We start from the raw sequence: 22,034 nt of genomic DNA on the forward strand, positions 1-22,034 counted from the left end.
CCTCCTCAGGGAGCCGGGCGGTAGGTCGTGCACGCGGCGGGCAGCCGGACGCCCGCGCCGGTCAGCGCCGAGACCCGGGCGGCGAACGCGGCGCCGCGCATGAGCTGCGCGGCCACGTCGGCGACCGCGCGGTTCTCGACCGGCGCCAGGAACGTCCCGGCGGCCCAGGAGTTGAACGCGCCCATGGCGGGCCCGCACCAGACCTGGTAGTCGGCGGCGCGCTCGGGGTCGCCGGACATGCTCCACCGGGAGGAGAGGCCCAGGTACCAGCGGAAGATGAGCGCCATGCGGCGCTTCTCGTTGCCCTCGGCGCGCGCGACCTGCTCGGGGTCACGGGCGCTGAAGTACTCGACCGTGTCGGCCCAGACGTCCTCCAGCGGGCGGCGGAAGACCTTCTGCTCCAGCTCGGCCCGGTCCCGGGGCGGGATCGAGTCGATGCCGTCGTGGCGGCGGTAGAGGTCGAACAGCTTCTTGGCGCGCCCGACGAACATCGTGCCGCGCTTGAGGACCTGCACGTCGACGCCGAGCTCGAACATGTCCGACGACGGCGCCATCTCGCAGTCGGTGACGTCCGCGGTGGCCAGCAGGCGCTTGACCGCGGGCGACTGGCCGGACTCCACGGTGGACTGGTTGACCGAGCCGGTGACCACGTAGGCGGCGCCCATCGCGAACGCGGCGAAGGCGGCGGACGGGGTGCCGATGCCGCCCGCGGCGCCGACGCGGACCTGCTTGGCGTAGCCGAGCGCGGACTGGAGGGAGTCGCGCAGGCGCAGGAGTTCGGGCAGCAGGACCGGGAGCGGGCGGCGGTCGGTGTGACCACCGGAGTCCGCCTCGGCCGTGATGTCGTCGGCGACCGGCACGGACCGGGCCAGCTCGGCCTGCTCGTGCGTGATGTCACCCGCCTCGACCAGGCCGCGCAGGATGGAGTCGGGGGCGGGGCGGATGAAGCGCTCGGCGACCTCGGCGCGGGAAACCTTGGCGATGACCCGGTTCTCGACGCCGCGCTCGCGGGACAGGCCGCTGGCCCGGTACCGGACGATCTGCGGTGTCAGGTCGAGGAACGCCGACGCCTCGACGCAGCGGACCTTGTGCTCGAGGCACAGGTCCACCGTGGAGCGCTCCATGGCGAGTTCGCTGGGGCTGTGGATGAGGTTGCAGGAGAAGGGCGCGCCCGGGGCTTCCCGGGCGATCTCCTGGAGGGCCTCGGCGACGCGTCCGGGGACCGTGGAGGCGGCGCCGTAGGAGGCGAGGTAGCCCGCGCGGGCCATGGCGGCGACGAGCCGGGGGGACGCGATGCCGTTGGCCATGGCGCCCGCCATGTAGGCCAGGCGGACGCCGTGGTCGCGGGTGAAGTCCGGCGCGCCCAGGCGTTCCGGGGTCATCGGGGGGACCGCGGCCAGGACCGTGCCGGACGAGCGGGCGACGCGCTCGTCGTTGGTCGCGCCCACCCCGCCCTGCGCCACGACGAAGCAGGGCCGTTCCAGGTCGGCGAGCACCGAGTAGACCTCGGCGGCGGTGCGGGCCAGGGGTTGGGTCAGCGCGGTCATTTCGCCCCCACGCCGCGGCACTCCACGGCGACGTCGTCGAGTTGGTAGATGCGCATGCCGGGCTTCCACACGCTCGCGTCGGCGACGACGCGGACCCGCTGGTCGCCGCGCTCGACCCGCTTGAGGTGCACCTCGAGGGTCATCTCCCCGTCGGTGGCCAGGATCTGGCCGCGGTAGCGCCAGGACAGCGGCAGACCGGCCGGGAGGACGAACTCCGGCGCGACGAGCCCGTCGGCCAGGCCCGCGTCGACCAGCCACTCCTGCATGGCCTGGATGACCGCCTCGACGCCGAGCGAGCCGGGCATCACGGGGTCGAGGTGGAAGTGGCGGCGGAAGAACCAGTCGGTCTCGCGGATCGGCTTGACCGCGCGCAGGTAGCCGAGGCCGTGGTCGCCGCCGCCGTCGACGACCTGGACCTCGTCGATCAGGTGCAGGTGCGCGGTGGAGCGGGCGGGACCGTCGGTCCCGCGCCGCCCCACCGCGATGGTGCGCACCCGGGGAGCGGAGGCCTGGCGCTCCAACCAGGTGGGCACGTACGCGCCGCCGTCGAGGCCGGTCTGGTTGGCCAGCGCCCGCTCGTTGAAGAACCCGAACAGGGACTCGCCGCGGTAGAACGGCTCGCCGTCGACGGACAGCTCGTAGGTGAAGCTCTGCAGCACCGCTCCACTGAGGACGCTGGTGTTGGTCAGCTCGGAGTGCTGCTGGATGGTCTTGTCCCGCAGGTCGACCTCGCGCAGGACGGTGGCGGAGCCGTCGAGGTTGCGGAGGCTGAAGTCGTCGTTGGGGTCGGTGAGGGTGGCACCGAGGTAGTAGCCGAGCAGCAGCGCGGACTGCAGCGAGGTCTCCATGTAGATGACGTTGGGCATGGAGGCGTTCGCGGTCTCGGCGTAGTACCACGAGTCGGCGGGCGAGTCGTACTCGGTGTCACCCGCGGCCCGGGCGAGCTTGTGGCGCTCGCCGTCGACGTGCATGACCCGGTCGCAGAGCCGGAGCCCGCCGCTGGGCATGCGGGTGGCGCGGCGGCCCGCGGTGCGCGCGAACTCGGGGCCGAGGGTGATGGCCAGGTCGCCGCGCGAGCTGTGGATCATGTGGAACTCGTTGAGCAGCGCGGGTTTCCCGTCGGCGTTGCGCCTGCCGAAGTCGCGCGGGATGGCGCCGCCCTGCTCGGGCCCGATGGGCACGCCGGGGCGTTCGCGGACCTCGAGCTTGAGGCCGTGCACCTTGGCGACGGTGATCCCGTTGGCGTGCAGGGTGACCTCGGCGGTGAGGCGGGGGCGCGGGATCATGTCCAGATCGGACAGTGCGAGGGCGACGTCGACGTCGCCGGTGACCGGGGCGGCCAGTTCGACCTCGGCGCCCTGGGCGGTGAACTCGGCGTCGGGCAGGCACAGGTGCAGGCCCAGGTTGAGCGCGATGACCTGCGCGGCTTGCAGCGCGACCTCGGTGACGGCGGTGACGGTGAAGTCGGTGAGGTGCGCGGTGGCGTGCAGCGTCCCGTGGTTCCACTCGCCCGCGCGGCGGGTGGTGTGGGTGACCTGGGTCAGGGCGCCGTGGGTGGGGGTGTGCAGGCGGATCTCGGGGTTGAGGCCCTGCTGGTCGTAGGGGCGGCCGAAGACGGTGGCGATGGCACCCGCGCGGAGGTGGTCGAGGTCCTGGCGGGTGAGGGCGGAGGCGGTGGTGCGGGCCAGGGCCTTGAACGCGCCTTCGGTGGTGGCCGGTTCGGGGTAGCGGCGCTCGCCGGGGGCGGTGATCTCGGTGGCGACGACGGCGTCGGGCTGGATCGTGACGACGAAGTGCCGTGCGGGGCCCTGGATCGGGGTGGGCACGACCGCGGCCGGGAGCGCGGTCTGCTGGTCCGCGGCGGGCGGGGAAGCGATCCGAGCCGTGCCGTGCTGGGCGTGCGGGCCCGACCCGTTGGACCGCGAGTCGATCTGGGGCGCGGCGTACCGGGCGGGGAGCCCGGCGGACCGGGTCACCTCGGCCAGTCGCGCGTACTGCATGGCCTCCTGCGCGGCCAGCGCGGAGGCGTGCGCGGCCACCAGGCTTTCCCGCAGCCGTGCCACGACCTGGGCGGCGTGGTCCCCGGGCGCGGGCCGGAGTTGTCCACAGGCCTCGTCGTCGAACCCCGGGTTCTGTCGGTCCCCCGGAGTAGCGTTGATTTCGGGGGTCCCCCAGGCCCGGGGGGTGATTTCGTGGGAAATCGCTGGTGCGGGGGCCGGGGTGTGGGGCCGCGAGGCGGGCGACGGCGTCACCGGATCGGGGGATTTCCCGGCGGGGGCGGCCGTGGGCTGGGGATAGCCGGTGGTCCACGCGGTCGCCGGGGCGGAGCCGGTCGGCGACGCGGCGGTCGGGGTGGCCGCGGCGGAGACCGTCGTGGCGGAACCAGTCGGGCCGGCCGGGGCGGAGGCCATCGCGGCTGAGCCGGTCGGGGTGGCCGAGGCGGGGATCGTCACGGCGGAGCCGGTCGGCGTGGTGTCGGTCGGGGAACTGGTGGTCGGGGAAGTGGTGGTCGGGGAAGTGGTGGCGGCGCCGGGGAGGAAGTCGAAGGGGGTGCCGTCGAAGGTCAAGGTGGTCATCGGGGCTCCGGGGTGGTGCGGCGGGTGACGGCCTCGGTGAACTTGTCGCGCATGTCGGGGGTCGTCACGACGGACACGTCGGTCACGCGCTGGAGGAGTTGGCCGTCCGGGCTCTGGATGGACACGTCGACGGTCACGGTCATCTGGGTGTCGCGGAGGTTGTCGACCACCGCGATGAACGGGGTGGTGTCGGGCAGCGGGGCGAAGAACTCCCAGCGGCCCAGCGACAGCGGCAGGCAGCCCGCGTCCAGGAACCAGACGCCCAGCACGGCGGCGGCCTGGAGCACCACGTCACCGAGCACCGGGCTGTGCAGCGCCGACCGGTACGCGCCGAAGCCGACCGGTTCGTCCGCCAAGGCGCACTCGGCGACCAAGCGGCGCGGGTCGTGCTCCAGCACGCGCCGCACGCCTTGCAGCAGCGGGCCGTGGAAGAGGTCCGCGTCCTCGTAGGCCGTCGTCGGGGTGCCGCCGCCGACCTCGTAGGCCCGGCCGCGCGGCGCCGTGGCCACCGTGGCGGACAGGACGAACGTGCCGCGGTAGTGCGACCGCTGGCCGCTCACCACCGACGCGTTGACCAGCAGCCGGTCGCCGTCCACGACGCCCGCCGTGGCCTCCAGCCAGTACTCGGGGGCCAGCGAACCGTCGAACACCAGGCCGCGCTGCACCTCGAAGCCGCGCACCTCGACGACCCGCAGGCCCGGGTTGGCCCGCTCCAGCGCCCCGGCGATCCAGCCGAGCGCGGCGGACGCGGGCAGCACCGGGTGCGTGCCGATCCGGTGCGCGTCGATCACCGGGTCGCCGCCCACGGCCCGCACGTCGCGGCGGGCGCGCAGCGGCGCGGTCGGGCGCGGCGCGGCGGTCTCGGCCAGCGGCGCGGCCGGGCCGACGAGCACCTCGATGTCGCCCAGGTGCGAGTCGGCGAACTGCTCGGCGAACATGGCCGACCCGGTCGCGACCGGCAGCAGCGGGATGCCGCGCGCCTTGAACAGCTCGGACAGCTCCGGCGTCACCATGCCGCCGTCCCAGGCGCCCCAGTTGATCGCGGTGACCCTGCGGTGCGGGGCCGACCGCTTCCAGGTGGCGGCGAGCCTGCCGAGCGCCTCGTTGGCGACGGCGTAGTCGGCCTGGCCGGTGTTGCCGTAGACGCCCGCGACGGAGGCGAACAGGACGATGTGCCGCAGCCGGGACTCGTCGACGGCGTCGAGGACCGCGCGCAGGCCGGTGAGCTTGGGGCCCAGGACCTTGGCCAGGTGCTCGGGGGTCTTGTCGGTGATCACCGCGTCGGCGAGCGCGCCCGCGCCGTGCACCAGCCCGGTGGGCCGGATGCCGTCGAGGGCTTCGCGGACCGCGTCGGCGTCGGTGATGTCGACGGCGAGGTAGCGGACCTGGACACCGTGCTCCGCGACCGCGGCCAGCGTCTGGTGGATCTCGCGCTGGGCCAGGAGTTCGTGGTAGCGGCGGTCGACGTCCTTGGGGGTCACCGGGCCCGCGGCGCGCATCTGCTCGATGAGCCGGGGCTTGAGGTCGTCGGCGTGCGCCCAGTCGGGGAGCTCGGTCAGCGCGGTGCGGCCGAGGAGGACGAACTCGCCGCGCCCCCGGGTGGCCAGGGCCTGGACGCACGCGGCCGTGACGCCCCGGGCGCCACCGGTGACGACGATGACGTCGTCGTCCGCGAGGGTCGGTTCGGCGGGCCCCTCCGGCCGCTCGCTGAACACCGCGGTCCAGCGGTTGCCGAGGCTGTCGATGCCGACCTCGACGGGTTCGGCCGCGGCGTCGTTGATCTCCCGCCAGACCAGTTCGGGGTCGTCGAGCTTGGTGTCGACGGCCCGGCAGAACAGCCCGGGCACCTCGTGCCGCAGGGTCTTGACCAACCCGGCGATCCCACCGGCGAGCGCGTCGGCCGGGGCGGCGGCGCCCTCGTGGCCGAGCGCACCGTCGAGGGCGGTCACGGAGACGAAGGCGGCGCGGGTGCCGCGGTCGATCGTCCGCCGGAGCGCGGGGACGACGTCCTTGGCGAGCAGGAGGTGGCTGGTGAGCAGCTCGACGTTGCCCGCCCAGGTGGCGTCGGTGGGCAGGCCGACCAGGCAGAGGTCGATCTGGTCCACTGTGGACGCTTCCTCGGGTCCGACGACCGTCCACCCGCGTTCCCGCAACGCCTCCGCGTGCCGCGGGGCCGCGCTGACGACGGCGACGGGGTTCTCGGCGTAGCCGCCCGCGGCCTCGTCGACCGGGGGGATGCGGACGAGTTCGAGGTGCGCCCGGCGCGCGGTGGGGTCGTCCTCGGGGTCGTCCTCGGCGCCGAAGTAGCCGATGACGTCGGCGAGGGTGCGGAGCTCGGCGACCTGCTCGGGGCCGACGGCGGGCAGCGACGGGAAGCGCTCGCCGAGGGTGCCGAGGATCTGGACCCGCTTGATGGAGTCGACGCCGAGGTCGGCTTCGAGGTCCATGGTGAGGTCGATCATCTCGACGGGGTAGCCGGTCTTCTCCGCGACGATGTCGAGCAGGGCCGACTTGATGTCCGGGGCCGGTGCGGCCACGGGCGCCGCCGAGGTGTGGTGCGCCTGCTTGACGTCCGATGCCTGCCCGGCGCCGAGGTGCGCGATGACATCGGCGAGGGTGCGCAGTTCGGCGACCTGCTCCGGGCCGACCGCCGGGAGTTCGGGGAAACGCTCGCCCAAGGCGCCGAGGATCTGCACGCGCTTGATCGAGTCGACACCGAGATCGGCTTCCAGGTCCATGGTCAGATCGACCATCTCCACCGGATAACCGGTCTTCTCCGACACGATGTCCACCAGGGCCGACTTGACGTCCGGAGCCGATGTGGCGGCGGGCGCTCCAGCGGTGAGGTGCGCGATGACGTCGGCCAGGGTGCGGAGTTCCGCCACCTGCTCCGGGCCCACCGCGGGCAGCGACGGGAAGCGCTCGCCGAGAGTGCCGAGGATCTGCACCCGCTTGATCGAGTCGACACCCAGGTCGGCTTCCAGGTCCATGGTCAGATCGACCATCTCCACCGGATAACCGGTCTTGTCGGCCACGATGCCGACCAGGGCCGCGCTGATGTCCGGAGCCGGGGCGCCGGTGGGTGCGCCTGCGGAGAGGTAGGTGATGACGTCGGCGAGGGTGCGGAGTTCCGCGACCTGCTCCGGGCCGACCGCCGGGAGCTCGGGGAAACGCTCGCCCAAGGCGCCGAGGATCTGCACGCGCTTGATCGAGTCGACACCCAGGTCCGCTTCCAGGTCCATGGTCAGGTCGACCATGTCCGGGGGGTAGCCGGTCTTGTCGGCGACGATCTCCACAAGGGCGCCGCTGATGTCCGGGGCCTGGGTGGCGGTGGACGGGGCGGCGGTGAGGTGGGCGACCACGTCGGCCAGGGTCCGCAGTTCCGCGACCTGCTCCGGGCCGACCGCCGGGAGTTCGGGGAAACGCTCGCCCAGGGCACCGAGGATCTGGACGCGCTTGATGGAGTCGACGCCGAGGTCGGCCTCCAGGTCCATGGTCAGGTCAACCATGTCCGACGGGTAGCCGGTCTTGTCGGCCACGATGGCGAGGAGGGCCGACTGGAGTTCGGGTGCTTGCGCCCGGGAGGTGGCTGGTTGGGGGGCAGCCGGGGCGGGCGGGGGTGGGGGCTGCTCGAACGCGGGAGGAGTCGAGGCGGCCGGTTCTGCATGGCGGGGTTCCGGGGCGGGTGAGGGGAGTTCCGGGGCCGGGACGGCCGGGGAAGCGGACGCGGCCGGGGCGGGGACAGCCGGGGCAGCGGGGGGCGTGGGGGTGGTGAGGGCGACCGGGGGGAACTGGGCGAGCGACGGGTCCGGCTGGGCGACGCGGCTCGGGGAGAACTCCAGTTCGGTCAAGGCGGCCAGGATCTCGTTGACCCGGATGTGCGCGGCGCCGATCGCGACGCTCTGGTCGGTGATCGCGTCCACGGCGGAGTGCAGGCCGGGGCTCGGGTCCGGGGTGGTGCGCAGCGCGGAGACCAGGCCGTCGGCGACCCGGAGCTGGCCCTCGACGTAGCGGGTGTGCAGGTCCAGGTGGCGGGCCGCGACCTCACCGAAGCCGGTCACGACCGGGTGGTAGGCGTTCGCGGCGGGGAGCGGGTCGGGCACCGGGACGACGGCCGTCTCGGTGGCCACGGCGACCGCCGAGGCCGGGGCGGCGACCGGTGCCGCGGCGGCGCCGTTCGACGAAGCGGGCACCGGCGTGAACGGCGCGGTGGCCGCGGGGGACGTGGGAGCGGCGGCAGCAGCGGACGCGGCGTAGGCGGGAACCGAAGCCGTCGCAGCGGCGGGGAGCGACGCGGAGAGAGCGGACGCGGAGTGGGCGGGAACCGAAGCGGAGGCAGCGGGAAGCGGCTCGGCGGCGGATCGGGACGCGTGCGCGGGAGCCGAAGGGGCGGCGGGGAGCGGCGCGGTGAAGGTGGGGGCGGCGCCGTTCGAGGTGGGCTCCGCGTGGGTCACGACCTGGTACGAGCCGTCGAGGGCGGTGGCGTAGGCGGTGTGGCGGCTGTCGGGGACGTAGTCGCGGCCGGTGAGGGTGACCGTCATCCCCTTGGGCGCCACCACCTCCAGCGGCGCCGCGTCGTGGCGGTTGATGTCGGTGACGGGCGCGCCCACCACCGCCAGCTGGACCGCCGCGCGCTTGAGCGACAGGTCGCTGTCGACCTTCCTGCCCTGGTCGACGGCGATGGTCACCACGTCCGACCCCAGGGTCCGGGTCGCCAGGTCGGTCAGCACCCGCCGGGGGCCGAACTCGACCAGGACGGTGCAGCCGTCGGCCTCCAGGGCCCGCAGGCCTGCCACGAACTCGACCGGGTTGCGCAGCTGCTCCGCGAGGACCGCCCGGTTCTGCTCCACCGACTCGCCGTAGGAGGCGCCCGCGGTGTTGGCGTAGACCGGGCCGGACGGGACCGTCAAGTCCACATCGGACAGATCGGCCCGGAACACCTCCACGGCGTGGCCGACGTGCGAGGTGTGGAACGCCGCCGCGACCGGCAGGACCTTCGCCGTCACACCGCGGGTCTTGCACGCGGCGACGAAGTCGGCCACGGCGATCGTCGCGCCGCCCACAACGACCTGGTCCGGCGCGTTGTGGTTGCACACCGACACCTCGGGGTGGTCGGCGAGGATCTCCTCGACCGCCTCCCGGGTCGCGTCGACGGCGACCATCGCGCCCGCGTCGAAGTCGGCCGACGGCGGCGCCATCGCCAGGCCGCGGGCCCGGGCGAGGCGGAAGAAGTCGGCGTCGGCCAGCGAGCCCGCCGCCCACAGCGCGGTCAGCTCGCCGAAGCTGTGCCCGAGGAAGCCCGCGCACTCCAGCCCCAACTCGGCCAGGAACCGGAACTGCCCCGCGGACAGCGCGCCGATGGCGGGCTGCGCGTACTCGGTGCGGCGCAGCGCCAACTCGCGGTCGGCGTCGGTGGTGCCGTCGAAGGAGGCCGCCGGGTAGACGACCTCGGACAGCAGCTGGCCGGACTCGAAGACCGCGTTGGCCTCGTCGAAAGCACCGCCCAGCAAGGGGTTGTTCAGCACCGCCGACAGTCCCATGTCGACGTACTGGCTGCCCTGGCCCGCGAACAGCGCGCCCACCTTGACCACCGGCAGCGCCCGCCGCCGGTAGTACACACCGGACGGGTGCGTCCACTGCTCGGCGGCCGAGGACGACAGCTGCGCCACGGCGACCGGGAGCAGCTCCTCCAGCGACCCCGCGAACCCGATCCGCGCGTGGTCGGCCGGGATCGGGCCGGATGCCGCAGCGGCGCCGGACTTCAGCAGCGCCAGCAGTTCCTCGCGCGTCGGCGCGTGCCACAGCCAGGCCCGGGCGGTCTCGTGCAGGGTCCGGGTCACCGAGCGGTCACCGGTGGCCTCTTCCAGCACCACGTGGAAGTTGGTGCCGCCGAAGCCCATCGCCGACGCCGCCGCGCGGCGGACCGGGCGGCGCGGGTCGGTGATCCACGGGCGGGTGCGGGTGTTGAGGTAGAAGGCCGCGCTGTCGAAGTCGATCGTGGTGTTCGGCTTGCTGACGTTGATCGTCGGCGGCAGCGTCTTGTGGTAGAGGCCCATGGCCAGCTTGATCAGGCTCGCCGCGCCCGCCGCGCCCTTGGTGTGGCCGATCTGCGACTTCACGCTGCCGATCGCGGCGAAGTGCCGCTCGTCGGTCACCGACCGCAGCAGGTCGTTGAGCGCGGTCAGCTCGGTCTTGTCGCCGACGCGGGTGCCGGTGGCGTGCGCCTCGAACAGGCCGATGGAGTCCGGGGCGCAGTCCGCGTCGGCGTACGCGCGGCGCAGCGCCACGACCTGGCCCTCCGCGCGCGGCGCGTAGATGCTCTTGAACCGACCGTCGCTCGAGGACCCGACGCCGCGGATCACCGCGTACACCCGGTCGCCGTCGCGCTCGGCGTCGGCGAGGCGCTTGAGCGCCAGCATGCCGATGCCCTCGCCGACCAGCGTGCCGTCGGCGGAGTCGTCGAACGGCTTGATCCGGCCGGACTTGGACAGCGCCTGGGTCTTGGAGAAGCACATGAAGCCGAACACGGAGTTCTCCGTGTCGGCGCCGCCGGTGATCATCATGTCCGCGCGGCCGGAGACCAGCTCGCCGATCGCGATGTGCACCGCGGAAAGCGACGACGCGCAGGCCGCGTCGACCGTGCAGTTCATCCCGCCCAGGTCGAGCCGGTTCGCCACCCGCCCCGCGATCACGTTGCCCAGCAGGCCGGGGAAGGAGTTCTCCTCCCACGGCGGGAACGCCTCGGCGTAGCGCGCGGCGATCTGCTCAGCGTCCTGTTCGGACAGACCGCACGCGCGCACGACCTCGCGCAGCACCGGGGTGGACAGCCGCGCCGCCAGCGGGTGCGACAGCGTGGTCGGACCCGCGACGCCGAGCACCACGCCGGTGCGGGACGGGTCGTACCAGTCCGAGCCGACCGCGCCCGCGTCGCGCAGCAGGTCCCGCGCCACGCCGAGGCTCAGCATCTGCACGACGGTGGTGACTTCCAGCTGGTTGGGCGGCAGGCCCCACTCCAGCGGGCTGAACGCCACGTCCGGCACGAACCCGCCGCGGGTGCAGTAGGTCTTGTCCGGCACGGTGGGGTCGGGGTCGTAGTAGTCCTCGACCCGCCACCGCGAGGCGGGCACGTCCTCGGTGCAGTCGGCGGCGTCCACGACGTTCTGCCAGAAGACCCGGTGGTCGCTGGCCATCGGGAACAGACCGGACACGCCGACGATGGCGATGGGCGTGTCGGCCGTGCGGTGCTGCTGGTCGGAAGTCACTAGCGTCCCTTCGGCTGGGCACTGGCCGGGAAGTCCTGAGTGGACTGGTGGCCGGTCAGGAGAGCAGTTCGGCGAATCCCGCCGCGATGGCCCGGTGTCCCGCCGGGCTCGGGTGCATGCCGTCCGGTCCCCACATCGCGGGGTCGCGGGTCAGCGGTGTGTCGACCATGTCGTAGCGCACGACACCCAGCTCGGCGGTGAGCTTGTCCATGAAGTCGTTGGCCGCGGCGAACCGGGCGCGCAGCGCCTGCCGCTGCGCGGGCGCCAGTCCCGGGAGCTTGCCCGGGATGTCGGGCCAGTTGATGGTGAACACCCGGGCGCCGCGCAGGCCGAGGCCGCCCAGGATGTGGCGCAGGTTCCGGCGGAACGCCACCTCGTCGAACGAGCTGCGCACCAGGTCGTTGCCGCCCACCGTGACCCCGTAGAGCGGCGCGTCCGCGCTGAGCGCCCGGGCCAGCTGGTGGTCGATGACGTCCTGGGTGGTGGCCATGTAGGCGCCGGTGTTGACCACCTCGTGCGGGGCGATGCCCAGCGACTCGGCCAGCGGCGGCACCCAGCCGCCGAAGGTGCCGTCCGGCCTGGGGTCGCCCCGACCCTCGGCGAAGCTGTCGCCGAGGGTCAGCAGGCGGACCGGCATCAGGCGCGGCCGAGCATCGTGGCGACGTGGTCGGGGTGGAAGAACTGCTCCCCGGTGGTCGCGCCCGCGATGAGGTTGAAGAACGCCTTGGCGTTGTCCGGGTGCGCGGCCAGCGCGCCGAAGATGACCTCCAGCTGCGCGGGCAGCGCCAGCTCGCCGACGGTGGCGGCGAACTGGAAGGCCGACGCGGTGCGCTCGTCGCGGGCCGCGACGTAGTCGGCGACCGCCTCGTCCAGCGGCCGCTGCCCGGACAGGCCCAGCTCGACCTGGTCGGCCAGCAGCTCGGCGTGCACGAAGGCGTCGCTGATGCCCTGCCCGGTGATCGGGTCCTTGTGGTAGCCGGCGTCGCCGACCAGCGCCCAGCCGGGGCCGTGCGAGCGGCGGTAGAAGTTGTCCGGGTAGCGCATGCCGGTGAAGCGCTCCTCGCGCTGCCCGGCGTCGGCGACCTGCTCGGCGATGTCCGGCACGATGTCCTTGACGACCTGGAGGAAGTTCGCCTCGACGTCGGTGCGGAACTCGTCCCAGCGGTCCAGCGGCTTCATGATCGCCAGCAGCGTGCGGCCACCGCTGGTCGGCCAGACGCCGACCTGCTGGTCCACGCCGATGCGGCTGTGGAAGTCGGTCTTGAGACCGGACCAGTAGGAGTAGTAGACGAACGACGCGGCCGGGATGGTGCGGTAGATCTCCGCGCCGACGGCCTTGCCGACGAACGACTGGCTGCCGTCGGCGCCGATCACGATGCGGGCGCGCTCCTCGGTCGGCTCGCCGCCGCCGGTCGAGCCCTTGACGCCGACCACGCGGTCGCCCTCGAAGAGCAGTTCGCGCACGGTGTAGCCCTCGCGGACCTCGACGCCCGCGGCGCGGGCGCCGTCGAGCAGGATCGGGTCGAGCAAGGTGCGGCGCGGGGCGTAGGTGGCCTCGATGCCCTCGTACGGGTCGGCGAAGCCCGCGATGACGTTCTCGCGGTAGGAGATGACCATCCGGGTGATCGGGGTGACATCGGCGGCCACCAGGGTGTCCAGCAGCCCCCACTGCTTGAGCTTGGCCAGGCCGTACTGCTGGAGGTAGTGGGTGGACACGGTGTCCGCGGGCTGGGTGGCGCGGTCCACCAGCAGCACCCGGTAGCCGCGCCGGGCGAGCAGCATGGCCACCGGCGAGCCCGCGCAGCGGGCGCCGACCACGATCGCGTCATACATGGGTTTGACTCCCGAGCTGGGCTTCGATTGCATTCACCGACATTTCTACGCAAGCCGTCCGAGGCCGGTCAACGCTCATCGGGCATCGCTATCACGCCATCTATCGCGACGATCGAGCCCATTTTCGACCGGCGTTATTTACCGCCCCGCACGGCATCGGTTAACCCGGTGTCCAGAATCGCGTAGTCTACTTCCACGACATGCCTCCCAAGAGCAAGTTCTCCGCCGAAGTGAACGCCGCGCAGTCCGCGCTGGCCGCCGCCGTCGTGGACGGCCGACCCGACTACGAGCGGATCCGCCAGATGGTGGACGCCGTGGTGCCGTTCAACAACCACGTGGGCGTGCGGGTCACCGAGTTGGGCCCGACCGAGGCCGTCGCCGAGGTCGCCGACCTGCCCACCATGCGCAACCACCTGGGCACCGTGCACGCCGGTGCGATGTGGCTGGCCGCCGAGGTGGCCTGCGCCGCCGCCTTCTCCGGGGCCGTCGCGACGCGCATCGCGGCCGTGCAGAGCTTCGTGCTGCGCGAGAGCAAGGTCAGCTTCCTGCGGCCCGCGACCGGTCGGGTGCGGGCCACCGGGACCGTCGAGGCCGCGGTCTGCTCCCGAATCGTGGCGGAGACCACCGCCGAGCGGTACGAAATGACCGGAAAAGCTCTCCTGCACGACGGTAGTGGCACTTTGGTCGGCAAGGTCGATTTCGACTACGTGTGCTGGATGAAAGCCAACTGATAGCACGATCGGCCGACCGCGAATACGCGGTCGGCCGATCGTCATTCACAGCGGTCGAACAAATATGGGAATGATCACGCGGGGCGTTCGGCCGCGTAGAGCGACGCGATCTCGGCGGCGAAATCGGCCTCCACGGCCGCTCGGCGCAGCCGCAGCGACGGGGTCAGGTGGCCGCGGGCGATGGTGAAGTCCCCGGTGATGACGTGGAAGCGGCGGATGGACTCCGCGCGCGACACCAGCTCGTTGGCCGCGTCCACCGCCTCCTGGAGCGCGGCCTCGACATCACCGGTCCACTTCTCGGCGACCGCGGGGTCCACGCTGATCAGCGCGGTGACGTACGACCGGCCCTCGCCGACGACCATGCAGTTGGACACCAGCGGGTGCAGCCGCAGCCGGTCCTCCAGCGGCGCCGGGGCCACGTTCTTGCCGCCGCTGGTGACGATGATCTCCTTGCGGCGCCCGGTGATCCGCAGGTACCCGTCGGCGTCGAGCGCACCGAGGTCACCGGTGTGCACCCAGTCCGGCGCGCCCGTGGCGTCGGGCCAGTAGCCGGGCGAGACGTGCGGGCCGCGCACGAGGATCTCGCCGTCCTCGGCCACCGCGACCGTCGTCCCCGGCACGGGGCGGCCGACCGCGCCGAGCCGGTTCGCGGTGGGGGCGCTCATGGTCACGGTCGAGGTGGTCTCGGTGAGGCCGTAGGCGCCGATCACCTCGAGGCCGACCCCGGTGAAGAAGTCCAAAGTGGACGTGTCGAGCGAGGCGCCGCCGCAGATCATGTGCCGCAGCCGGCCACCGAGCAGCGCGGTCAACCCGTCGACCGCCGGACCGGTCGGCGCGGGCAGGTCGACCCCCGCGCGGACCGCGGCGCCGTACGCGACCAGCTCGGCCTCGACGTCGGCGAACCCGGGGCGCTGCCGGACCGCCTTGCGGATCTTCTCCAGCACGTACGGCACGCCGACCAGGAAGCTGGGCCGGAACACCGGGAGCTGCCCGACCAGTTCGGCCGCGTCGCCGACCAGGCCGGTGCGGGTGCCCGCCCAGGCGCAGCCGAACTGCACCACCCGACCGTAGACGTGGGCCAGTGGGAGGAACAGCAGCGTCGAGGCGCCCTCGGCGAGGAACAGCTCGGGCAGCAGCCGCACGACGTTCACGGCCGCGTGCAGGATGTTGCGGTGCGTGAGCACGCAGCCCTTGGGCGTGCCGGTGGTGCCGCTGGTGTAGACGATCGTGGCCACGTCGTCGGCGCGCACGGCCGCGCGGCGCTGCTCGAACAGGGCCGGGTCGGCGGTGCCCTCGGGGCGCTCCCCCAGTGTCCACACGCGCTTCAGGTCGTCGACGAGGTCGAGCACCACGTCCCGCGCGCGCTCGACGACGAAGACGACCGACGGGGTGGCGTCGGCCAGCACGTGCCGGACCTGCTCGGCGGACGCGGTCGGGTAGATCGGCACGACGACCGCGCCGATCGCCAGCGCGGCGAAGTCGGCGACCGCCCAGTCCACGCCGGTCGGTCCGAGGATCGCGACCCGGTCACCCGCCGCGACACCGGCGGCCAGCAGCGCGCCCGCCACCTCGCGCACCCGGTCGACGAACTCGCCGTGGCCGACGTCGACCCAGTCACCCGCGACCCGGGTGCTGAACACCGGGCGCGCGGGGTCGTCGACCGCGCGGTGGAACACCGCGGCGGTGAGGGTGTCGTGGTCGGCGATCTCGACCAGGGCCGGGACCGACCACTCCGCTGCGACTGTGGGGGCGGTTGTCTCGCGCACGGTCACTCCATTCTGCGGCCGGGGCGGGCCCCGGCCATGGCACGGGCTCGCGTCGTCCGACGCGGCTCCGATCCTCGAGCCCCGGCGGCCCGCTGGGCAACGACCAAGGGGCGAACGGTCGATAGGTCAGCGTGATCACCCGCCGCCAGGCAGCGCAGCAGCGCCCGCACCGGCAGCGTCTCGGCGTCGCGCCGCCACACCGCGTGGATGGCCAGGCTCGGCACGGGGTCCACGATGGGCACGGTCACCAGGCCCGCGAGCCCGTTCTGGTCCCAGCGCGGGGCCGAGGCGAAGCCGACGACCCGGCGGGCGCGCACGGTGGCGGCGGTGGCCAGCGGGTCGTCGATCTCGGCGACCACGGCCAGTTCGGTGCCGGTGCGCCCGGCGATGGCCCGCAGCTCGTCGTACATCGCCGGGCACTGCTCGCGTCCGAAGAGGACGCACGGCTGCCCGGCCAGCTCCCGGAACCGGACCCGGTCGCGGCGGGCCCACGGGTGCGACTCGGTGACCAGGGCCACGAGGTCCACGCGGGACACCTGCGCGGACACCAGGCCGGGGGCGGTCGGCGCGCCGAAGACCAGCGCGACGTCGAGCTCGCCGTCGGCCAGCGCGCGCAGCTGCGGTCCGCTGCGCTTCTCGGTGAGGTCGACGCGCAGGTCCGGGTGCTCGGCGTGCATCCGGACCAGCGCGGGCGGCAGCACCAGCCTGCCCGCGGCGAAGTTGAACCCGACGCGCAGCGTGCCCGCGCGTCCGGAGGCGACCGCGCGGGCCGCCGCCACGGCGCTGTCGGCCAGGTCGAGCACCTGCCGCACCTCGTCGAGGAACACCTCGCCCGCGGGCGTGAGGCTGACCCGGTGCGAGGACCGCGCGACCAGCTCGACGCCGACCTCGCGCTCCAGCCGCTTGAGGTGCAGGCTGATCGAGGACTGGGCCAGGTGCAGCCTGCGCGCCGCCCGACCGAAGTTGTGCTCCTCGGCGATGGCCAGGAACGACACCAGTTGCTGGAACTGCATGGCAGGGGCTCCTCGGGGGACAAGCCTTCCTAACAGGACAGTTCGACGCCGTTGTCGTGGAACTCGATTCCCGCACTATCGTTGAGGACGCAGCCGAGGAAGGCCCGGACGGCCCTGGACTGGTCGCCCGCGCGCCACACCGCGTGCAGGTCGACCTTCGGAGTGGGATCGGTCAGCGGCACCGGCACCGAGCCCAGCCCGCTGGCGCGGGCGTGGTCGCCGCGGTGCGCGGAGACGAACCCGACGACCGGTTGGGTCGCCACCACGATAGCGGTGGCGGCGAGGTCATCAACGTGATCCTCGACCCGTAGCCGGGTGCCGGTGCGCTCCGCGGCGGCCTGGATCGCGTCGTGCATGGCCGGGCTCTGGTCGCGGCCGAACAGGATGCAGCGCTGCCCGGCGAGTTCGGCGAAGCGCACCGACGCGCGGGCGGCCCAGGGGTGCGCGGTGCCGACGAGCGCGACGATCGGGACCGACATCAGGAACCGGTGCGCGAGGTCGGCGGTGTTCGGGGATCCGTGCAGGAACGCCACATCCAGCTCGCCACCGGCCACCGCGGCCTGCTGCGGGCCGGAGCGCTGCTCGCGCAGTTCCACCGCGACGTCCGGGAACCGCTGGTGCATCCGGGCCAGCGCGGCGGGCAGCAGTTCCTGCCAGCCGGTGAAGTTGTAGCCGACCCGGACCTGGCCCACCCGCCCCTGGGCGGCCTCGCGCGCGGCCCGGCCCGCGCGGTCGAGCAGGCGCACGATCACGTCGGCGTGTTCGCGCAGCGCCTCCCCCGCCGGGGTCAGGCGGACCTCGTGCGAGCTGCGCACCACGAGCGTGACGCCGAGGGTGCGCTCCAGGCGCTGGAGTTGTTGGCTCAGCGAGGGTTGCGTGAGGTGCACGCGGGCCGCGGCCCGGCCGAAGTGCAGCTCGTCGGCGATGGCGAGGAAGGACACCAGGTACCTGAACTCCATCGGGCGCTCCCTCCTCCCGTCCCACAGTGAACGAGGTTCGGTAACGCCGGGACGGTCTTCGGCGAACGGTCGGTGAATCCCGACCCACCGATTCGGGGCGGGCGATCACGGCGGCCGATCACGCGATCGGACTCCGCGACCGGCCACGCGCCGTTCACGCGGGCGACACCCGGCGCTGGTCGACTCGGCGGGTCCACAACCTGCGGAGAGGCTTGGGTTCGAATGAGCGCGTCCACCCGGATCGAGGAACTGCGGACCGTCCTGGCGCACGGCGTCACCAGCGGCCAGGGCGTGGGGGTGTCGCTGGGCGTCACCGTGCAGGAGCTGGAGGAGGGCCGGGCGGTCTACTTCCTGGACCCGAACCCGGCGACGATCAACGCGATGTACGTCGTGCACGGCGGTGTGATCACGACCCTGATGGACACCGCGATGGGCAGCGCGGTGTTCACCCGCCTTCCCGACGGGGTGCTCTACACGACGCTGGAGCTGAAGGTGAACTTCATCCGGACGGTCCGAATGGACGGTTCCCGGCTCACCTGCACGGCCACCACCATCCACGTCGGCAGGAGCACCGCGACGGCCGAGGCGCGGGTGCACGACGGCGACGGGAAGCTGGTCGCCCACGGCTCCTGCACGTGCATGCTCTTCCAGCCCAAGGCTTAACCCACACGGCCGCACAGCGTGACCCGCTCCGTATCGGACGGGTGGATCTTAGTCCACAGACGAGGGTTCGTCATTATTTGACAAACCGCAGGTGGGTGTAGTTACCCCTGATCAGGTCATGATCGCGTTTCGTTAGTCCACCCTATCGGGTGACACTCCAGAGTGGGTATTTCCTCGCGGACAAGTCGGTCCAAACCGTACAAACAATGGTGTCGGGGTGGCATCTCCGACGAGGGAAAACCGGGAAGGAGTTCACATCATGGGTGATCTGCTCGGTATCGTCACGGGTCTGCTGAACACGGTGCTCGGCCTGGTCACGAGCCTGCTCGGCGGTTTGACCGGCGGCCTCGGCTGACGGAGCGAAAATGGTCCGGGGCCCCGCGGGGTCAACCACGGGCGGGGTCCCGGACCATTTTCGACATTTCCTCGACAATTGCGTGAACTCCCGGTTATCACGCCGGGAGGGATGTGCAACTGGCGATGAACCGCGTCAGCTCGGCCTGGCGGTCGGACTTGGTGTCCACCGCCCGGTCGATCACCTTGATGAGGTGCTCGTAGGCCTCCGTGTGGTCGTACTTCGCCACGTCGGCGATCTTCAGCGCCCACCGCCAGTAGCCCCGCAGGGTGTCGGCCAGCGGCATCCGGAAACCCGCGATCACGTCCCGGATCGGGTCGACCACGTCGTCGCCGTAGGCCCTGAGGTAGCGGGTGACCACATCGGCCATGAACGTGAAGTGCCGGGCCTCGTCGCGGGACAGCCTGGTCAGCACCGCCTTGAGCACCGGGTCGGCGACCACGTCGCGCAGGTGCTGGTAGTACATCTGCGTGGCCTTCTCCTGCACCAGCGCGTAGGCGAAGAACTGGACCGGGTGCGCCAGGGGCAGCGCGAACTCCTTGCGCCCCTCCTCGGCCAGCTCCGCCCACAGCGCCTCGCGCTCCGCGATCCCCGACGCCACCTGGTACCTGGTCAGCGCGCGGGCGTGGGTGTCCTCTTCGAACGCCCACCGGATGGTGAAGTGGTACAGCTCGCGGTTGTGCACGAACACCGACGGGTCCACTTCGCCGTCGACCGGGAAGTGCTTGTGGTAGATGTCGAAGTAGCCCGGCAGGTGGTCCTCGATCAGCGTGATGAACCGGACCGCGGACACCTCCCCCTCGGACAGCCGGTTGGCGTCGGCGGCGGACCAGTCGAACGCGGTCTCCACGTCCCAGCCCCGGGCCGCAGGGGAGGCGGCCATGAAGCTGTCGACCGCGTCGGCGACCTCGCGCGCGGGCAGCAGGCTCATCGGTGGTTCCCGCAGACGAGCGCGTAGTGCTTGGTCGTGTAGCCCCACCCGGCGTTGGCGACCTCCAGGTAGTGGCTCAGCTTGGCGGCCAGGCCCGGCTCGTGCGCGTCGAGCTTGTCGGCTGCGGCGGCCACGTTGGCGATCCACGCCTCGATGGTGCGGTAGTAGTGCGCGGTCAGGTCGTCCACCGCGACGATGGAGAACCCGGCGCGCTCGGCGCCCGCGACGAGTTCCGACAGCGGGCGCATGTCGCCCCAGCCGAAGATGTCCTCGCGGACGAAGTCCGTGCCCGCCTTGCGGTCGAACGCGGCGTGCACGGCGTCGCTGCGGAAGCAGCTCTCGGACACGTACAGCCGTCCGCCCTTGCGCAGCAGCCCCTTGGCCTTGGCGAACACGGCGTCGAGGTCGGGCATGTGCACGATCGAGCCGAGCATGCTGATCGCGTCGAAGGAGCGCGCGGGCAGGTCCATGACCTCGAAGTGGCCCACCTGGGTGCTGATCAGGTCGGTCACGCCCAGTTCGGCGGCGCGGCGCGCGATGTACTCGTGCTGGCGCGGTGCCGGGCTGACGCCGAGCGCGCGGGTGCCGAACTCCTTGGCCATGAACAGGATCAGCGAGCCCCAGCCGCACCCGATGTCCAGGATCCGTTCACCGCCGCGCAATCCGAGGTGGTTGGCGACGTAGCGCAGCTTGCTCTCCTGCGCCTCGGCGAGCGGCTGCTCCGGGGACGCGTAGAGCGCGGAGCTGTACTTGCGCAGCGGGTCCAGGAACTGGCCGAAAACCTCCGGGTCGAGGTCGTAGTGCTGGTTGGTCTCGGCGTGGGCGGGCGCGGCGGTCACTTGGCGCCCAGCGCCTTCTCCACGACCGCGGCGACCTCCGCGACGGTGGACACGCCGAAGACGTCCTCGTCCTCCAGCTCGATGTCGAACTCGCGCTCGATCTTGGCGATCATCCGCAGCACCTTGACCGAGTCGACGCCCTCCACCCCGCGCAGGTCGGTCTCGGGGGCCAGCTCGGCGGCCGGGACACCGATCTCGGCGGCGGCGATGCCGGTCACGGTGGCGGTGATCTCGGTGAGGCTGGTGGTCATCTCGGTGCTCCTACCGGGGGTTGATGGCGGTGGGGTTGATGGCGCGGGAAAGCAGGTCGACCTCGGCGTCGTCCAGCGTCAGCTGGTGGCGCACCTGGTCGAGGGCGAAGGGCTGGTAGACGGCGGACGCGGTCGCGCACACGCCGCCGTCGGCGTCGAGCACCTCGGCGGAGCCGTGGAACAGCTCCTCCCCGTCCGCGCGCAGCGTCGCGACGCAGCGGTACTCGCGGCCGACGAGCAGCGGGGTGACGAACCGGGTCCGCATCGACACCGTGAACGCGGGCTTGTGCCGCTCCAGCACGATGAGGTTGCCGATCGTCTCGTCGCAGATGACGCCGACCAGGCCGCCGTGCACGACACCGGGGTAGGACTCGAAGCCCCGGTCGAGGGTGAAGCGGGCCAGCAGGCCGTCGGGGCGCGGGTGGAAGGCCAGCCGCAGGCCGTGCGGGTTGTGCGGGGAGCAGCCGAAGCAGCGGTAGTCCGGCAGCACCGACCACGGCACCTGCACGCTCACGCCAGCGCCTCGGCCAGCGCCCGGCGCACCTTGGCGTTGCTGCTCAGGTCGAGGCCGGTCATGCTGCCGAAGGTGCGGCGGATCTTGTCCTGGAGCACGTCCAGCTCGCCGTCGGCGGCGACCTTCTCCAGGAACAGCTCGAAGCCGGTGTCGATGGTCTCGTGCTCTTCCAGGCCCTCGCCGATGCCGGACTTGAAGGTGCTCACCGGGTGCTTGATCTTCGCTTCGGAGCTGTACACGTACAGCGTCTCCAGCACCGAGGGCAGCTCCTCGGGCTTGCGCTCCAGCCGCTTCGTGGTGTAGTGGATGAACTCGCGGGCGTGCCCGGCCTCGTCCCGGCTGGCGCTGAGCAGCAGGCCCTTGAGCACCGGCTCCTCGACCCACGCGGCGACCGCGCGGTAGACGTGGTTCACGGTCAGCTCGGAGATGATGTTGGTGGCCAGCGTCGCGGACGGGCTGGTGCCCGGCGCGTACGGCGCGCGCATGGCGTCGACGGCCCGGTCGTCCACGGACTCGCCGACGCCCGCCAGCCACGAGCGGAACGCGTAGTGGTGCTGGACCTCCTGGTAGCCCCACACCACGGCGAAGGTGGAGAAGTCGTAGTCGTCGACGAACTCGTTGAGGAAGCCGTGCACGGCGGCGATCACGTTGGACTCACCCATGGTCGCGCTCTTGGCCAGGGTGATGTACGCCGGCTTGACCAGGTCGCGGTCGATCGAGTCGACCTGGAGGTCGCTGAGCTTCCAGTGCAGGCGCTCGTAGTGGCGGAAGACGTCGTAGCTGTGCACGGGCAC

At 72.4% G+C, this 22,034-nt stretch carries 16 protein-coding genes; 3 read left to right on the plus strand and 13 right to left on the minus strand.

What is annotated here, in order from left to right:
* Positions 1 to 5 precede the first annotated feature (5 nt).
* Both V5P93_RS31705 and V5P93_RS31710 read right to left on the minus strand, forming a co-directional pair.
* Complete coding sequence (locus V5P93_RS31705) at positions 6 to 1,547, minus strand: PfaD family polyunsaturated fatty acid/polyketide biosynthesis protein (RefSeq protein WP_104481657.1); 1,542 nt, start codon at positions 1,545 to 1,547, stop codon at positions 6 to 8.
* A complete protein-coding gene (locus tag V5P93_RS31710; protein WP_219824119.1) occupies positions 1,544 to 3,610 on the minus strand; it encodes a beta-hydroxydecanoyl-ACP dehydratase in 2,067 nt (688 codons plus the stop codon). Before V5P93_RS31710 ends, V5P93_RS31705 begins: the two co-directional genes overlap by 4 nt.
* A gap of 238 nt (positions 3,611 to 3,848) precedes the next feature.
* On the opposite strand from V5P93_RS31710, the gene V5P93_RS31715 reads away from it, so the two are divergent.
* Positions 3,849 to 4,151, plus strand: a complete 303-nt coding sequence (locus V5P93_RS31715; protein ID WP_104481658.1) for a hypothetical protein — start codon at positions 3,849 to 3,851, stop codon at positions 4,149 to 4,151.
* Here V5P93_RS31715 and V5P93_RS31720 read toward each other — a convergent pair.
* From V5P93_RS31720 to V5P93_RS31730, 3 genes are read right to left on the minus strand one after another with little or no spacing between them, the layout of a single operon-like run.
* Positions 4,120 to 11,385, minus strand: a complete 7,266-nt coding sequence (locus V5P93_RS31720; protein ID WP_219824120.1) for a type I polyketide synthase — start codon at positions 11,383 to 11,385, stop codon at positions 4,120 to 4,122. The genes V5P93_RS31715 and V5P93_RS31720 overlap by 32 nt on opposite strands.
* A 55-nt stretch (positions 11,386 to 11,440) precedes the next feature.
* Positions 11,441 to 12,022, minus strand: coding sequence for an SGNH/GDSL hydrolase family protein (locus V5P93_RS31725; RefSeq protein WP_104481659.1), 582 nt, complete (start codon positions 12,020 to 12,022; stop codon positions 11,441 to 11,443).
* Positions 12,022 to 13,218, minus strand: coding sequence for an NAD(P)/FAD-dependent oxidoreductase (locus V5P93_RS31730; protein WP_104481660.1), 1,197 nt, complete (start codon positions 13,216 to 13,218; stop codon positions 12,022 to 12,024). The genes V5P93_RS31725 and V5P93_RS31730 overlap by 1 nt, the downstream gene beginning before the upstream one ends.
* A gap of 200 nt (positions 13,219 to 13,418) precedes the next feature.
* On the opposite strand from V5P93_RS31730, the gene V5P93_RS31735 reads away from it, so the two are divergent.
* Complete coding sequence (locus tag V5P93_RS31735; RefSeq protein ID WP_104481661.1) at positions 13,419 to 13,949, plus strand: PaaI family thioesterase; 531 nt, start codon at positions 13,419 to 13,421, stop codon at positions 13,947 to 13,949.
* Positions 13,950 to 14,023: 74 nt separating this feature from the next.
* Here V5P93_RS31735 and V5P93_RS31740 read toward each other — a convergent pair whose 3' ends face one another.
* Genes V5P93_RS31740 through V5P93_RS31750 form a run of 3 tightly spaced genes read right to left on the minus strand, consistent with a single transcriptional unit; the run spans position 14,024 to position 17,687 of the window.
* The gene (locus V5P93_RS31740) at positions 14,024 to 15,715 is read right to left on the minus strand and encodes a long-chain fatty acid--CoA ligase (RefSeq protein ID WP_104481662.1); all 1,692 of its coding nucleotides are present in this window, start codon (positions 15,713 to 15,715) and stop codon (positions 14,024 to 14,026) included.
* A gap of 2 nt (positions 15,716 to 15,717) precedes the next feature.
* Positions 15,718 to 16,728: a LysR family transcriptional regulator gene (locus V5P93_RS31745; protein ID WP_104481663.1), complete on the minus strand. Its 1,011-nt coding sequence runs from the start codon at positions 16,726 to 16,728 to the stop codon at positions 15,718 to 15,720.
* 29 nt (positions 16,729 to 16,757) lie between these two features.
* Positions 16,758 to 17,687 (minus strand): LysR family transcriptional regulator, encoded by a 930-nt coding sequence (locus V5P93_RS31750; RefSeq protein ID WP_104481664.1) that lies wholly within the window; start codon positions 17,685 to 17,687, stop codon positions 16,758 to 16,760.
* 222 nt (positions 17,688 to 17,909) lie between these two features.
* Here V5P93_RS31750 and V5P93_RS31755 point away from each other — a divergent pair, with 222 nt between their 5' ends.
* On the plus strand, positions 17,910 to 18,350 hold the full coding sequence (locus V5P93_RS31755) for a PaaI family thioesterase (RefSeq protein ID WP_104481665.1): 441 nt from the start codon (positions 17,910 to 17,912) through the stop codon (positions 18,348 to 18,350).
* 452 nt (positions 18,351 to 18,802) lie between these two features.
* On the opposite strand, the gene V5P93_RS31760 is transcribed toward V5P93_RS31755, so the two are convergent.
* Genes V5P93_RS31760 through V5P93_RS31780 form a run of 5 tightly spaced genes read right to left on the minus strand, consistent with a single transcriptional unit; the run spans position 18,803 to position 22,028 of the window.
* Positions 18,803 to 19,636: an acyl-ACP desaturase gene (locus tag V5P93_RS31760; RefSeq protein ID WP_104481666.1), complete on the minus strand. Its 834-nt coding sequence runs from the start codon at positions 19,634 to 19,636 to the stop codon at positions 18,803 to 18,805.
* Positions 19,633 to 20,475: a cyclopropane-fatty-acyl-phospholipid synthase family protein gene (locus tag V5P93_RS31765; RefSeq protein ID WP_104481667.1), complete on the minus strand. Its 843-nt coding sequence runs from the start codon at positions 20,473 to 20,475 to the stop codon at positions 19,633 to 19,635. Before V5P93_RS31765 ends, V5P93_RS31760 begins: the two co-directional genes overlap by 4 nt.
* Entirely contained in the window at positions 20,472 to 20,726 is a 255-nt protein-coding gene (locus V5P93_RS31770) for an acyl carrier protein (protein ID WP_104481668.1), read from the minus strand. Before V5P93_RS31770 ends, V5P93_RS31765 begins: the two co-directional genes overlap by 4 nt.
* Before the next feature lie 10 nt (positions 20,727 to 20,736).
* Entirely contained in the window at positions 20,737 to 21,240 is a 504-nt protein-coding gene (locus V5P93_RS31775) for a PaaI family thioesterase (protein WP_104481669.1), read from the minus strand.
* Positions 21,237 to 22,028 carry a ferritin-like domain-containing protein gene (locus V5P93_RS31780; RefSeq protein ID WP_104481670.1) on the minus strand — a complete coding sequence of 264 codons (792 nt, stop codon included), beginning with the start codon at positions 22,026 to 22,028 and terminating at the stop codon, positions 21,237 to 21,239. Before V5P93_RS31780 ends, V5P93_RS31775 begins: the two co-directional genes overlap by 4 nt.
* Positions 22,029 to 22,034: the final 6 nt, after the last annotated feature.

Source organism: Actinokineospora auranticolor, assembly GCF_041897805.1.
In the GTDB taxonomy this organism is placed as follows: Bacteria; Actinomycetota; Actinomycetes; order Mycobacteriales; family Pseudonocardiaceae; genus Actinokineospora; species Actinokineospora auranticolor.